The sequence below is a fragment of the Nocardia sp. NPDC057272 genome (genome assembly GCF_042668615.1).
Classification (GTDB): Bacteria; Actinomycetota; Actinomycetes; order Mycobacteriales; family Mycobacteriaceae; genus Nocardia.
Map to the genome: position 1 here is coordinate 69,647 of NZ_JBHUYK010000012.1, position 13,353 is coordinate 82,999.

At 68.0% G+C, this 13,353-nt stretch carries 12 protein-coding genes; 6 read left to right on the top strand and 6 right to left on the bottom strand.

Annotated features, from left to right (window positions below; all coding sequences use genetic code 11):
• Positions 1–3 precede the first annotated feature (3 nt).
• Together ACFULV_RS18085 and ACFULV_RS18090 are read left to right on the top strand one after the other, a co-directional pair.
• Positions 4–309, top strand: coding sequence for a DUF1416 domain-containing protein (locus ACFULV_RS18085; protein ID WP_056818727.1), 306 nt, complete (start codon positions 4–6; stop codon positions 307–309).
• Between the two features lie 179 nt (positions 310–488).
• Positions 489–1,181, top strand: coding sequence for an FABP family protein (locus ACFULV_RS18090; protein ID WP_378658018.1), 693 nt, complete (start codon positions 489–491; stop codon positions 1,179–1,181).
• 330 nt (positions 1,182–1,511) lie between these two features.
• On the opposite strand, the gene cydC is transcribed toward ACFULV_RS18090, so the two are convergent.
• The 5 genes from cydC to ACFULV_RS18115 form a co-directional block, all read right to left on the bottom strand.
• Positions 1,512–3,227 (bottom strand): thiol reductant ABC exporter subunit CydC, encoded by a 1,716-nt coding sequence (cydC, locus tag ACFULV_RS18095; RefSeq protein ID WP_378658021.1) that lies wholly within the window; start codon positions 3,225–3,227, stop codon positions 1,512–1,514.
• Positions 3,224–5,092: a thiol reductant ABC exporter subunit CydD gene (cydD, locus tag ACFULV_RS18100; protein WP_378658023.1), complete on the bottom strand. Its 1,869-nt coding sequence runs from the start codon at positions 5,090–5,092 to the stop codon at positions 3,224–3,226. The genes cydC and cydD overlap by 4 nt, the downstream gene beginning before the upstream one ends.
• Before the next feature lie 3 nt (positions 5,093–5,095).
• Entirely contained in the window at positions 5,096–6,124 is a 1,029-nt protein-coding gene (cydB, locus tag ACFULV_RS18105; protein ID WP_378658025.1) for a cytochrome d ubiquinol oxidase subunit II, read from the bottom strand.
• A 9-nt stretch (positions 6,125–6,133) separates the two neighbouring features.
• Positions 6,134–7,588 (bottom strand): cytochrome ubiquinol oxidase subunit I, encoded by a 1,455-nt coding sequence (locus ACFULV_RS18110; RefSeq protein WP_378658028.1) that lies wholly within the window; start codon positions 7,586–7,588, stop codon positions 6,134–6,136.
• A gap of 135 nt (positions 7,589–7,723) precedes the next feature.
• Entirely contained in the window at positions 7,724–8,629 is a 906-nt protein-coding gene (locus ACFULV_RS18115) for an aminodeoxychorismate lyase (protein WP_378658030.1), read from the bottom strand.
• Between the two features lie 122 nt (positions 8,630–8,751).
• On the opposite strand from ACFULV_RS18115, the gene ACFULV_RS18120 reads away from it, so the two are divergent.
• From ACFULV_RS18120 to ACFULV_RS18135, 4 genes are all read left to right on the top strand, one after another.
• Positions 8,752–9,855: a YgfZ/GcvT domain-containing protein gene (locus ACFULV_RS18120; protein WP_378658033.1), complete on the top strand. Its 1,104-nt coding sequence runs from the start codon at positions 8,752–8,754 to the stop codon at positions 9,853–9,855.
• Between the two features lie 11 nt (positions 9,856–9,866).
• Positions 9,867–10,526, top strand: coding sequence for an MOSC domain-containing protein (locus ACFULV_RS18125; protein ID WP_378658036.1), 660 nt, complete (start codon positions 9,867–9,869; stop codon positions 10,524–10,526).
• Between the two features lie 67 nt (positions 10,527–10,593).
• Positions 10,594–11,544, top strand: coding sequence for an asparaginase (locus ACFULV_RS18130; protein WP_378658038.1), 951 nt, complete (start codon positions 10,594–10,596; stop codon positions 11,542–11,544).
• A gap of 175 nt (positions 11,545–11,719) precedes the next feature.
• Positions 11,720–11,947: a DUF3073 domain-containing protein gene (locus ACFULV_RS18135; protein ID WP_301904780.1), complete on the top strand. Its 228-nt coding sequence runs from the start codon at positions 11,720–11,722 to the stop codon at positions 11,945–11,947.
• A gap of 288 nt (positions 11,948–12,235) precedes the next feature.
• On the opposite strand, the gene purM is transcribed toward ACFULV_RS18135, so the two are convergent.
• Positions 12,236–13,315: a phosphoribosylformylglycinamidine cyclo-ligase gene (gene purM / locus ACFULV_RS18140; protein ID WP_101464588.1), complete on the bottom strand. Its 1,080-nt coding sequence runs from the start codon at positions 13,313–13,315 to the stop codon at positions 12,236–12,238.
• Between the last annotated feature and the right edge of the window lie 38 nt (positions 13,316–13,353).

The following is a 13,353-nucleotide window of genomic DNA, read 5'->3' on the forward strand; positions in this document are numbered from 1 at the left end:
AATATGTGTGCAGCACCTACCCAGGGACAGGCCATTCCGGCCGGCGTCGATGTGGAGAAGGAAACGGTCATCACCGGCCGTGTCCTGAGCACCGACGGCCAGCCCGTCGGCGGCGCGTTCGTGCGTCTGCTCGACGGCAACGGTGACTTCACCGCCGAGGTCGTGGCCTCGGGCACCGGTGATTTCCGCTTCTTCGCCGCGCCGGGTTCGTGGACCCTGCGCGCGCTGAGCTCGTCGGGCAACGGCTCCGCCGAGATCAGCCCCGAGGGCGCCGGCATTCACGCCGTCGACGTCGCGGTCGCCAAGTAAGAAGCTCACAACGGCCCTGGTAGTTCCTGTGCGGGAACTACCAGGGCCGTTTTCGTATCTGTTGCGAGGACTGGCTAGACTCCGATTGTGGTCATCTTCTTCGAGGTACTCCTTGTCGCCGTGTCGATTCTCATCGGCTGGTTCGGCCTGTACGTCTTCTACCGGCTCTTCACCGAGTCATGAGCGGGCTCGCTGGCGAAGGTAACGAACCGGCCGAGCGAGCGAGCACAGAGCAAGGCGCTCCGGCCGAGCGTCGTAGCGGCGACGAGGCAGTCAACGTCGCCGCCGAACGGGCGAAGGAAACCGGCGCCCGAAACATTTCGGTGCTGCCCGGCCTCCCCCTGCCCGAGGACACGGCCAATCTGCGGCTCGGCCCGGATCTGAACCACGCCATGCTGGCCCTGCTGCCGCTGGTCGGCGTGTGGCGCGGCGAGGGCGAAGGCCACCACCCCGCCGAGGGCGACTACCGCTTCGGCCAGCAGATCATCGTCTCCCACGACGGCGGCGACTACCTGGCCTGGGAATCGCAGACCTGGAAGCTCGACGCCGAGGGCAAGTACACCGGCCCCGATCTGCGCGAGAGCGGCTACTGGCGGGTCGGCGGTGAGGGCACCGACGAACTGCTCGAACTCCTGCTCACCCACAGCAACGGCGTCATCGAGCTGTACTACGGCAAGGCCCGCAACCAGGCGTCCTGGGAGCTCGCGACCGACGTCTCCATCCGCAGCACTTCCGGCGCGGTGGTGGGCGGCGCCAAACGCCTCTACGGCATCGTCGACAACGGCGATCTCGCCTACGTGGAAGAACGCGTGGACCCCGACGGCGCGCTCGTCCCCCGCCTGTCGGCGCGGCTGGTCCGCTACATCGGCTGAGATTCTTCGCGAACGGCCCGTCCAGAACACTTCTGGGCGGGCCGTCCTCGTTGTGAAATGGAGCGACCCCCGAGCCGTTCCACCGCGATCTGTGAACGCGATGGTCCCGGTTGGATCTTCCGGGGGCTCGGGGGTCGGGTGACTGCCTGGGATTCGCTCAGCGCACCGCTGGGGAATCTCCCGCAGTGGAGCTGCTAGCGGGCAGCCACCTCACGCATCCGATGAACATACATTCTTCAGACCACCTCCTCTCTTGTGTACTGATGAATCTATCCGCGCCCGGCGCGCTCGGCAATTGATTTATTTGCGGTTCTGACCTGGGTGAATGCGTCAGGTCGCCGAAGCTGTCGTGGCGTGATGATGCTCGATGTGGCAGGTGCCGTCCGCATCGACGGTGACGACGGTGTCGGCACCGTGCCCGCGCGGGAGCTGGTGGGTGACAACGACGACAATGCGATCCGGAGCCACGAGACCGCTGTCCGCGTCGAGGAGGTCGAGCAGCAGCTGATCGCCTTCGGCGGCGGCCAGGTGTTCGGTCGGCTCGTCGAGGAGCAGGGTGTGCGCCGGGGACACCAGGGCGCGGGCCAGCAGGATGCGGCGGCGCTGACCACCGGATACGGCGGCCGCGCCCGCGGTGAGCGAGGTGTGCAGACCGTCCGGCAGCGTATCCAGCCACGCCCCGAGACCGACTGTGCGCAGGGCGCTTTCGGCCTCGTCGAGGGTGAGGTCACCACGCGCCACCCGCAGATTCTCCAGAATCGAGGTGCCGAACAGATGCGCGTCCTCCGCGAAGAACGTGACACCGTCCCGGGGCGTATCGAACAACCCCGCCCATGCCATCAGCAACGTCGTCTTCCCCGCCCCGCTCGGTCCGACAACGACCACCCGGCGCCCTTCCGGCATCGGTACCCGCATGGCGATCCGCTCGCGGTCCGCACCGGTGTCGCTGTCCGTACCCGGTGCCGCCGCCGAGATCCCGCGGAGCCGGTGCAGAGCGGCCCTCGAGGTGGTGAGAGCTGTCGCGGCGGCGGGCAGCGCACCCACGGCTTCGAACGCGGACAGCGGCACCAGGACGAGGATCGTGAGAGCCATCGGGGTCATGCCGCCCGGGAGCCCACCGGTCGGCCCGTAGGCGGCGATGCCGACCAGCAGCGCACCGAACGCGCTCACCCCGATCGACAGCGGAGTGGCCGCAGCCGCCCACGCACTCCGCGAGGCAGCCGAATCCTCGGCGATCACCGCGCGCTGCGAAGCCCTGTGCGCCACCGAGAGTGCCGCATCCAGCCGCCCCGCGACCCGGAGCTCGGCCGCATGGTCGAGCACCGTGAGCCCCTCGGCGGTGAACTCGGCCCGATCGGCCCGCACCGCCCGCTCGGCGTCGCGCGCGGCCACCGCCGACAACCACGGCGCGAGGACCCCCGAAACCCCCAGCGCCACAGCGAGAATAACGGCAGCAAGCGGTGAGATGACGGCGATCAGCCCCACCGCGGCCAGCGACAACACCACCGCCACCGCCACGGGCACCAGCACTCGCACAACCACCGCACCGAGATCGTCGATATCGGCACCGGTCCGCACCAACACGTCCCCGCGCCGCAACTCGCGCCTCGAACCGTCCTCATCGCTGCGATCCGACGAGCCCACACGCGTCCGCCACTCGGCGGTGAGCGCCCGATCGGACTCGTCACCGGCCTGCCCGTCCGAGGAGTTGCTCCGGTTTCGCCGCCACCAGACATCCGACTGTGCCAACGCGCGATACACCGACGTGCGAGCGGTCGTCATCGCCCGCAATGCCACATCGTGGGTGGCCAGACGCTCCAGGTACCGGCACAACCCCCGCGAGATGCCCAGTGCCCGCACCGCGACCACCGCGACGCTCAGATCCAGCACCGGCGGCATCTGCCAGGCGCGCGCGATCAACCACGCGGCCAGCGCGGCCAACCCGAGCCCACTGCCCAACGCCGCCACTCCCCAGGCGATCGCCACCGCGACCCGTGCGGGCGACAACGCGAGCAGCCGCCACATCTGTCGTAGATCGCCGATCATGAGACCGCCACCACCCTGTCCGTCGACGGCGCGTCCGCGGCGACTACCTCGATCACCGCATCGGCCGCTGCCAGCACAGTCGGGCGGTGGGCGACGACCACGACGGTCGCACCGGCGTCGGCGTATTCGCGCAGGGTGGTGAGCACGCGTTGCTCGCTCTCGGGATCCAGGTGAGCGGTGGGTTCGTCGAGGAGCAGGATCGGGCGGTGGGCGGCGAGGACGCGAGTGAGGGCCAGGCGCTGGCGTTGGCCCAAGGACAGACCGGTGCCGTTCTGGCCGACGACGGTGTTCCAGCCGTCGGGGAGTTCGGCCAGCACGCGCTCGAATCCTGTTGCGGCGCTCACGGCTCGAAGGTCATCGGCAGTCGGGTCCGGGATGGCCCCGAGTAGTTCGACGTTCTCGCGCAGTGTCCCGGGAACCAGCACGGGTCGCTGTGGCAACCAGGCGATCCGACTCCACCAGCGATCGGGGTCGAGTTCACGCACATCGATACCGTCGACGAAGACGGCGCCTTCATCGGGTTGGACCAGGCCCAGAATCGCTTGCACCGTAGTCGATTTCCCGCACCCGTTCGGCCCGGTCAGGACGGTCACCAGTCCGGGTTCGAGTACGGCCGTCAATTGATCGGGCGCGGTGCCGGTCCTGGCGACAACGGACAATCCACGCAGGGCGATTCGCGCGGGTCCAACTCCCGCGACGGACGGACCGGACCGGCGCGCCGTCCGGCTACCGGATCCGACGACCTCGCCCCACGCGGCGCGAGCAGGCACGGCTTCGTCCCGCCGGTGCGCGGCCTCCGGTTCGAGCACCGCGAAAGCCCTGTCGGCTGCGGCCATTCCGTCCTGCGCCGCGTGGAACTTCTCCCCCACCTGACGCAGCGGCCAGTACACCTCCGGCGCGAGAATCAACGCCACCAGCCCGCTGTACAACGCCATCTCCCCGAACACCAACCGCAGCCCGATCGCGACCGCGATCAACGCGACACTCAGCGTCGCAAGACTTTCCAGCACCATCGAGGAAAGGAACGCGATCCGCAGCGCGCGCATGGTCCGCTGCCGCAGCGAATCTCCTAGGGCCTGGACCTGATTCACCATCGAGGGCCCGTCCGCACCCTCACGCCCGAGCGCGCGCAAGGTGGGCATGCCCGCGAAAAGATCGAGGATCTGGTCCGACAACCGCGTGGTCGCGGCGAGCGTCGCCTCGGCCCGCCCCTGGGTGAGCAGCCCGATCAGCACCATGAACACCGGGATCAACGGCACGGTGATCACCGCGATCAGCGCCGAGGTCCGGTCGTGCAGGGCGATGACCACCAGCACCACCGGCGGAACCAGACAGGCCAGCAACAGCGCGGGCAGATAGCCGGTGAACCACCCACGCAATCCGCTGAGACCGTTACCGACGACGACCGCGATCTCCGTTCGCCGCACGTCGAGTTCCCGCGGTGGCAGTTCGGCGCCGGCCCGCAGCACCGCCATCTCGAGCTCCGCGACCACCGCGCTTCCGGCGCGATGAGCCAACCGTGCCTGCCACCAACTCGCCAGTCCCCGCACCGCGACGGCCACCGCCAGGACCACCAATTCCGTGGTCCACGCACCGAACTCACGCCGGCCCGGATCCGTGATGACCCCGGCGAGTACCCGCCCCAGCACGAGGGCGATTACCACGATCGTCGCCGTGATCACCAGCGCCAGCGCGACGGCGATCACCAGATGCGGCCGCGCCGACCGCGCGTACCGCCACAGCCGCGGATCCACCGGCCCGCGCCTCGACCGTGTCGTCTCCGGTCCCTCCTGCGACGAGCTCTCCGACACCACAGCGTCCGACCTTTCACGAGCGACTATGTCGCGAGACAAGGCCGACGTCATCGGTCAGCCCTTACCGCTGCGCGGCAGACCCACCGGCGGCGGAATCTGTTCCACCCGAATCCGCTGCCGGAAAACCCAATAGGTCCACCCCTGATACATCAGCACCACCGGCGTAGCGAGCAACGCCGCCCAGCTCATCACCTTCAACGTATACGGCGACGAGGACGCATTGTGGATGGTGAGGTCGTAGAGCGGGCTGATGGTCGACGGCAGCACATTCGGATACATCGACCCGATGATCAACACCGTCGCCGAGACCACACCGAGCGTCGTGCCGACGAAGGCCCAGCCGTCACGCCCCGCGAAATTCGCCACCGCGGCGAGCGCGAGCCCGAGCACGGCGGTCACCAGCACGATCCAGGTCCAGCCGGCGCCGTAGGCGAGCTGCGTCCACAATCCGAATCCGCCGACCACCACCGCGGTGGGAATCAGCAGCAACCTGGCCATCCGCAAGGCATCGGTGCGAACCTCGCCCGCTGTCTTGAGCACCAGGAACACCGCACCGTGCAGCGCGAAGAGAACAGCGGTGGTGAGCCCGCCGAGCAAGGCGTACGGGCTGAGCAGATCCCCGACCGAACCGGCGATCTGCCTGTCCGCGTTCAACGGCACGCCCCGCACCATGTTCGCGAACACCCAGCCCCAGGCCAGTGCCGGAATCCACGACCCGATCCCGATCCCGATATCGCACCAGACCCGCCATGTCGGATCGTTGATCTTGCCCCGGTATTCGATCGCGCACACCCGCAGAATCAAGGCGACGAGCAGGAGCAGCAGCGCCAGATAGAACCCGGAGAACATGCTGGCGTACCACTCGGGAAACGCCGCGAACAGCGCACCGGCGGCGGTGATCAGCCACACCTCGTTGCCGTCCCAGACCGGGCCGATCGTATTGAGCACGACGCGCCTGCGGGTATCGGACCCCTTGCCGAGAATCGGCATCAGCATGCCGACGCCGAAGTCGAATCCCTCGAGCACGAAGTAACCGGTGAACAGCACACCGATCAGGAGGAACCAGAACTGTTGCAGATCCATCGTCGGCTCCTAGTACGCGAAGGAAAGTTGGGGAGTGTCCGTGCTGTCCGAACTCTCGGCGTGCGCCTCGGTGTCCGGCCCGGCCACGACATACCGCCGCATCAGGTAGAACCACACCACCGCGAGCGCCCCGTAGAGCAGCGTGAACACCGCCAGCGAGAACATCACGGTCCCGGCCGAGTGTTCGGAGACCGCCTGCTGCACCGTCATTCGAATATTCGGATCGCCGGTCGGATTGGGCACCACCGCCCACGGCTGGCGCCCCATCTCGGTGAACACCCAGCCCGCGCTGTTGGCCAGGAACGGTGTGGGGATCGCGAGCAGGCTCAGCCAGGAGAACCATCGCTGATCCGGCACCCGGCCACCGCGCGTCACCCAGAACCCGGCCAACAGCAGCAGCACCGACCCGCCTGCCAGCCCGATCATGGCGCGGAAGGACCAGTAGGTGACGAACAGGTTGGGCCGGTAGTCCCCTGGCCCGTACGCGACGTTGTAGGTCTTCTGCAGATCCACCACACCGTCGAGCGTTACGCCGCTGAATTCGCCCTTGGCGAGGTAGGGCAGCACATAGGGCACCTCGAGCACGTGGATCACACCGTCGCAATTGTTGTGCGTGCCCACGGTGAGAACGGAGAAGTCGGGGTCGGTCGCCGTGTGGCACAGCGATTCCGCCGAAGCCATTTTCATCGGCTGCTGTTCGAACATCAGCTTGCCCTGAATATCGCCGGTGAAGATCAAGGCGCCGCCGGAGAGCGCCACAACCACCAGGGCGAATCGCCCTACCGGCCGCCACATCGTCCGCGCCTCTTCGCGTTTCACCGAATCGCCGCTGCGCGCGTTGCGCACCATCCACCAGCCCGCGATACCCGCCACGAAGGTGCCCGCGGTGAGAAACGCGCCCGCGACCACATGCGGGAACGCGGCCAATGTCGTGTTGTTGGTCAGCAGCGCCGCAATGCTCTCCAGCTCAGCGCGTCCGGTTTCCGGGTTGTACCGGGCGCCCACCGGATGCTGCATGAACGAATTGGCGGCGACGATGAAATACGCCGAAGCGTTCACCCCGATGGCGACGATCCAGATGGTCGCCAAATGCACCAGCTTGGGCAGCCGGGTCCACCCGAAGATCCACAACCCGATGAACGTCGACTCCATGAAGAAGGCGATCAGCGCTTCCAGAGCCAGTGGCGCACCGAAGACGTCGCCGATGAAGCGGGAGTACTCGCTCCAGTTCATCCCGAACTGGAATTCCTGCACGATGCCCGTCGCGACGCCGAGAGCGAAGTTGATCAGGAACAGCTTGCCGAAGAATTTGGTCAGCCGGTACCAGCGTTCGTTGCCGGTGATCACCCAGGCGGTCTGCATCATCGCGATCAGCGGCGCGAGCCCGATGGTCAGCGGAACGAACAGAAAGTGGTAGACGGTCGTGATCCCGAACTGCCACCGGGAGACATCAAGGGTGTCCATCCGACCTCCACCGATCTACTACGACAACTTGTAGTAGATCGTACGCCCGGAATCACCCCGTTCGAGCGTGACAACCGCCACGGCACGCGGAAACCCTTCCCGCAGGGGCACGCCCACCCGTGCCCCACACACGGATCACCAGTCTCCGATGGTCCCCGGCCGGTCGATCCCGAGGTCGACCATGTCGATGATCTCCTGAGCGTTGTCGGGCGCCGACAAGCGAATGCCGTCGAGCTGGTTCACCCGCGCGGCGAGGGTGATGCTCGACAGCAGCCAGATGCTGTCACAGTCGAAAAGGTCCGCGGTGAACAGCGTCTGGTACTTGCACTCCCAGCCGGACTTCTCCGCCACATTGAACAGCGCACGCTGCGTGACGCCGGGCAGTACGCCGCTCTTGGCGGGCACGGTGATCAGCTGCTTGCCGCGAGCGATCACCACCGTCGAGCGCGGGCCCTCCAGGACCTTGTGTTCGGTGCTGTGGAAGATCACGTCCTCGGCGCCCATCCGCCGCGCGAACCGCAGCGCGGCCATGTTGGTCGCGTACGACAGCGTCTTCGCGCCGAGCAGCTGCCACGGCGCCGCCTGCGCGAGGTCGACCGAGATGCCGCGCGCCAGCGACATCACCTTCACGCCCTCGGCACGCGCCGTCGCGACCCGCGCGGGTACCGGGGAGACGAGCACATACGCGGTGGGTTGCGGATCCTCCGGTGCCAGTTCCGAGCGCGGCGCGTCGAATTCCGAGTCGCGGCCGCGCGTGTAGATCAGCCGCAACATTCCTTCCTCTTCCGAGCCCCATTCCTTCACGGCCAGTTCCACCGCGGCGCGCCACCTCGACAGGCCCGGCTCCGGCAGTTCCAGTGCCTGCGCCGAGCGACGCAGCCGCGCCAGGTGGAATTCCAGCGCGGTGGCCGTGCCGCCGCGCACCAAAATCGTTTCGAATACGCCATCGCCGCGAAGTGCGCCGATGTCGTCGGCATAAAGCGACGGCACGTTCGCGTCAGCGACCGTCCCGTCGAGTGTCACAAGAACCCGTTCTCCCATGCGCCGAGCGTAGGCGTTATCGCTCTGTTATGCCTATGGCTGCTCCGAATCGAACTCGCGACGCGCGCCGCGAAGACGACCACGTGCGGCACGTGTCGGCAGACGCGCCTACAGTGGGTGTCGTGTCACAGGTCGTCTCCCCCAGTCCTGTTCTCCATACTCCGGGTGCCGTCGCGGGTGCACCCGATACCCCGGACGCCGCGGTCGCCTGGCATTACGGTGATCCGTTCGGTGAGCAGAAGGCCGCCGCGGAGCGGGTCGCGGTCGTGGATCGCTCCCATCGCAGCGTCGCCACGATCACCGGCGCCGAGCGCCTGAGCTGGCTGCACACCATCACCAGTCAGCACATCGCCGCGCTGCCCGACGCGCACAGCGCCGAGACTCTCGACCTCGATCTCAACGGCCGGGTCCTCAATCACTTCGTTCTCACCGACCTCGACGGCACCCTGTGGCTCGATACCGAGGCCGACCGCGGCGCCGAGCTGCTGGCGTTCCTCCAGAAGATGGTTTTCTGGGCCGACGCCAAGCCGCAGGACGCGCCGGATCACGCCGTGCTGAGCCTGCTCGGCCCGCGAGCGGACACGCTGCTCGACGCTCTCGGGATCGCGCGACTGCCAGAGATCTACGAAGCGGCCGCGCTGCCCGGTGGTGGATTCCTGCGGCGGATGCCGGACTCTTTCGATCTGATCGTGCCCAGGGCCGAGCTGTCGGCCTGGTGGAGCAAGCTCACCCAGGCCGGTGCCGCACCGGCGGGCATGTGGGCCTACGAGGCGCTGCGCGTGGCATCGCTGAGGCCGCGCATCGGCGTCGACACCGACGAACGCACCATCCCGCACGAGGCCCGCTGGATCGGCGGCATCGACGAGCACGGGGCCGTCCACCTCAACAAGGGGTGCTACCGCGGCCAGGAAACCGTGGCCAGGGTCCACAACCTCGGCAAGCCCCCGCGCAATCTGGTGCTGCTGCACCTCGACGGCTCGGCCGACGAGCGCCCGGCGACCGGTGACGACGTGACCGCGGGCGGCCGCACCGTCGGCCGCCTCGGCACCGTCGTCGACCACTACGAACTCGGCCCGATCGCCCTGGCTCTGATCAAGCGTTCGGTCCCCGCGGGCACCGAACTGGTGGTCGGCAGCATGGCCGCGGCCATCGACCCCGACTCGGTCCCCGCCGACGACACCGAGCAGGCGGGGCGCGCCGCCGTCAACCGGTTGCGCGGGCGATGAACCGTCCGGTCATGCGCGTCGGCGATACCGGCCGCGTCGAGGCCGTGTGCGTCGTCCACACCGAGATCGAGGTGCGCACCCGTGTCGGTCGCACGGCCATCGACAAGCGTCCTGTCGACGGTCGGGTAGCCGTGGCCGCCCTCGGCCTGCACGGTGACCACGTCTGCGACACCGCCCACCACGGCGGCATCGACCAGGCTGTGTACGCCTATGCCGACGAAGACGCCCGCCGCTGGGCGGACGAACTCGACCGCGAACTGCCCGCGGGCTGGTTCGGCGAGAACCTGCGCCTGACCGGCCTCCCGGTCAGCGATGCGGTGCTCGGCGCGCACTGGGCGATCGGCGACACCCTGCTCGAGGTCAGCGCGCCCCGGGTGCCCTGCGCGACCTTCCAGCAGTGGTCGGGCGAGCAGCGGTGGGTCAAACGCTTCGCCCTGCGATCCGACACCGGCGCCTACTTCCGGGTTCTGACCGAGGGCACCGTCGGCGCGGGCGACGAAGTCCGCGTAGTCCATGTCCCCGAACACGGCATCACCGTCCGCGACCTGTTCACCGGCGCCGACCCCGCCCGCCTCGAGCGCCTGCGCGCCGAGGAACCGACCATCTCCGCCGATGTCCGCATGCAGATCGACCGCCACACCCGAACCCGCACCGTGGAGGTCCGCGCATGAGCGGTCAGCTCCCGGAGGCGGCTCGCGTAACCACGCAGGGCGCCCGAGCATGCCCAAGGGAGACAGCATGAGTGTCGAACTGGTCGAAGTCGTGCGATCCGGCTTCCGTGAGTGCGTGCACCGCGGTTCGGTCGTGATCCTCGACGCCTTCGGCACCCCCACCCTCGAACTCGGCGAGATCCACGGCCCGATCTTCCCGCGCTCCACCAACAAGCCGATGCAGGCACTGGCCCTGCTGCGCAACGGTTTCGACCCCGTCGACGACGACGAACTCGCCATCGCCACCGCCTCCCACTTCGGTGAACCCGACCACATCGCCCTCGTCCGCCGCCTGCTCGACCGCTTCGGCTTCACCGCCGGCGACCTCGCCTGCCCACCCGACCTGCCCTTCGAGGAGAAGGCCCGCGCCGCCGCGATCACCGGCGCAGGCCCGAGCCCGCTGTACATGAACTGTTCCGGCAAACACGCCGCGATGTTGGCGACCTGCGCGATCAACGATTGGCCGCGCACCGGATACCTCGAGATCGAGCACCCGTTGCAGCAAGCGGTCCTGGCCACCGTCGCCGACGTCACCGGCGAACCGGAGACCGATCTGGGCATCGACGGCTGCGGCCTGCCGATCGTGCCTGTCTCGCTGATCAACCTCGCGCGCGCCTTCGCCGGCTTCACCACGGCCGAGTCCGGTACCGCGCCGCGCCGGATCGCCGATGCCGTTCGAGCGAATCCACGAGTGATTTCCGGCACGAGCGGCCCGGATCTGCTGGCCATGTCGGCGACCCCGGGACTGTTCTGCAAGATCGGCGCCGACGGCGTGCACGCGGGTGCGCTACCCGACGGAAGGGCCTTCGCGTACAAGATCGAAGACGGTCACGATCGGGCCCGGATGCCTCTGACGCTGGCGATTCTGCGCGAACTCGGCGTCGAGTGGACCGATCAGCACACTCAGCTCGCCGCCACCGCGGTGTTCGGCGGCGACGCCAGAGTCGGTGTGATCCGCGCGATTCCGGGAGTCATCTGAGACCGGGCGGTCTGGGCGAAGAAGGGGCAAACCGGGGCGCTTCGACAGGTCTTCACCCACTCCTGGGAGCGCGACGCTCTGACACACGCTAAAGTGTCTGTCAGGAAGAGTATTAATTCGAACGGGGCCGCCAACAAACCCCAGGCCGCCCCGCAGTGACGCGAGGGGGTCAGCCATGGGCCGTGGCCGGGCTAAGGCAAAGCAGACCAAAGTCGCACGTGAGCTCAAGTACAGCTCCGCGCCGACCGACTTCGCGAGCCTTCAGCGCGAGCTGTCGGATAGCGATGCTCCGCCCTACTCCCAACCCAGGAGTAGTGCAGTGCTGTCCGATGAGCATGATGCGGACGAGTCGCCGTCTCGTTGGAACGACGAGGACGACGGCTACGACAGCTGGCGCCGCTGACCTGACAGCGACGAAGGGGGAGGCCGACAGGCCTCCCCCTTCCAGCCGTTCTCCGGTGAGTGACGACAGGCTCGCAGTAGCAGTTACGGCGAATACCTGAATACGCGACGAGCGTCCTGTGCCATACACAGGACGCTCGTCGTGTTCGCCGCCTCGAGGCCCCGACCACCCCGAGCCGACGGGTAAAACCCTCCGGGTATGGGTTAGCCACTCAGTGGCCGGAACAAACCCTGGACGCACGTGAGCCGGGTCGCGACCATCGCGACCCGGCTCAGTACGGAGCGGAGATCAGAACCTGGGGTGATCGCCCAGCAGCACCGCACGCGGCGCTTCGACGTCGGCGGCCTTCTTGACCTGACCCAGCGTCCAGCAGTCGATGTGGCGGGCCGTGAGCACCGCCAGCGCACGGTCAGCGTCCTCGGGCGCCACGATCGCGACCATGCCGACGCCCATGTTGAACGTCTTCTCCATCTCGATCCGCTCGACGCGGCCGCGCTGAGCGATCATCTTGAACACCGGCGCCGGGTTCCAGGTGCCACGATCCAGCTCGGCCACCAGGCCGGCGGGCAACACGCGCGCCAGGTTGGCGGCCAGGCCGCCACCGGTGACGTGCGAGAAGGTGCGCACATCGGTCTCGGCGATCAGCGCCAGGCAGTCCTTGGCGTAGATGCGGGTCGGCTCGAGCAGTTCCTCACCGAGGGTGCGGCCGAACTCCTCGACGTAACCGGTGAGCGACATCCGGTCGATGTCGAGCAGCACCTTGCGCGCCAGGCTGTAGCCGTTGGAGTGCAGGCCCGAGGAGCCCATCGCGATGACGACGTCGCCCGGACGCACCCGGTCGGGGCCGAGGACCGCGTCGGCCTCGACGACGCCGACGCCGGTGGCGGACAGGTCGTAGTCATCGGGATCCATCAGACCCGGGTGCTCGGCGGTCTCGCCGCCGAGCAGTGCGCAACCGGCCTTGATGCAGCCCTCGGCGATGCCGGAGACCAGCTCGGCGACCTTCTCCGGGATGACCTTGCCGATGGCGATGTAGTCCTGCAGGAACAGCGGCTCGGCGCCACACACCACCAGGTCGTCGACGACCATGGCGACCAGGTCGAGCCCGACGGTGTCGTGCTTGTCGAGGGCCTGGGCGACGGCGATCTTGGTGCCGACACCGTCGGTGGAGGCGGCCAGCAGCGGCTCCCGGTATCCGCCCTTGAGCGCGAACAGGCCGGCGAAGCCACCGATACCGCCCTGCACCTCGGGTCGGCTGGCCTTCCTGGCCAATGGTCCGAACAATTCGACGGCGCGGTCACCGGCTTCGATGCTCACGCCCGCCGCAGCGTAGGAAGCGCCTGCACCGCTGGGTGTCTGTTCAGTCATTGTGGGGGAAAGCTCCAAACCGAATCGGCGGATAGATG

Excerpts from the sequence above, each read along its gene's own strand:
- cydB (WP_378658025.1), bottom strand. The coding sequence starts at position 6,124 with ATGGATCTGCAACAGTTCTGGTTCCTCCTGATCGGTGTGCTGTTCACC.
- cydC (WP_378658021.1), bottom strand. The coding sequence starts at position 3,227 with ATGATCGGCGATCTACGACAGATGTGGCGGCTGCTCGCGTTGTCGCCC.
- purM (WP_101464588.1), bottom strand. The coding sequence starts at position 13,315 with ATGACTGAACAGACACCCAGCGGTGCAGGCGCTTCCTACGCTGCGGCG.
- ACFULV_RS18125 (WP_378658036.1), top strand. The coding sequence starts at position 9,867 with ATGCGCGTCGGCGATACCGGCCGCGTCGAGGCCGTGTGCGTCGTCCAC.
- ACFULV_RS18085 (WP_056818727.1), top strand. The coding sequence starts at position 4 with ATGTGTGCAGCACCTACCCAGGGACAGGCCATTCCGGCCGGCGTCGAT.
- ACFULV_RS18110 (WP_378658028.1), bottom strand. The coding sequence starts at position 7,588 with ATGGACACCCTTGATGTCTCCCGGTGGCAGTTCGGGATCACGACCGTC.
- ACFULV_RS18130 (WP_378658038.1), top strand. The coding sequence starts at position 10,594 with ATGAGTGTCGAACTGGTCGAAGTCGTGCGATCCGGCTTCCGTGAGTGC.
- ACFULV_RS18090 (WP_378658018.1), top strand. The coding sequence starts at position 489 with ATGAGCGGGCTCGCTGGCGAAGGTAACGAACCGGCCGAGCGAGCGAGC.
- ACFULV_RS18135 (WP_301904780.1), top strand. The coding sequence starts at position 11,720 with ATGGGCCGTGGCCGGGCTAAGGCAAAGCAGACCAAAGTCGCACGTGAG.
- cydD (WP_378658023.1), bottom strand. The coding sequence starts at position 5,092 with ATGACGTCGGCCTTGTCTCGCGACATAGTCGCTCGTGAAAGGTCGGAC.
- ACFULV_RS18115 (WP_378658030.1), bottom strand. The coding sequence starts at position 8,629 with ATGGGAGAACGGGTTCTTGTGACACTCGACGGGACGGTCGCTGACGCG.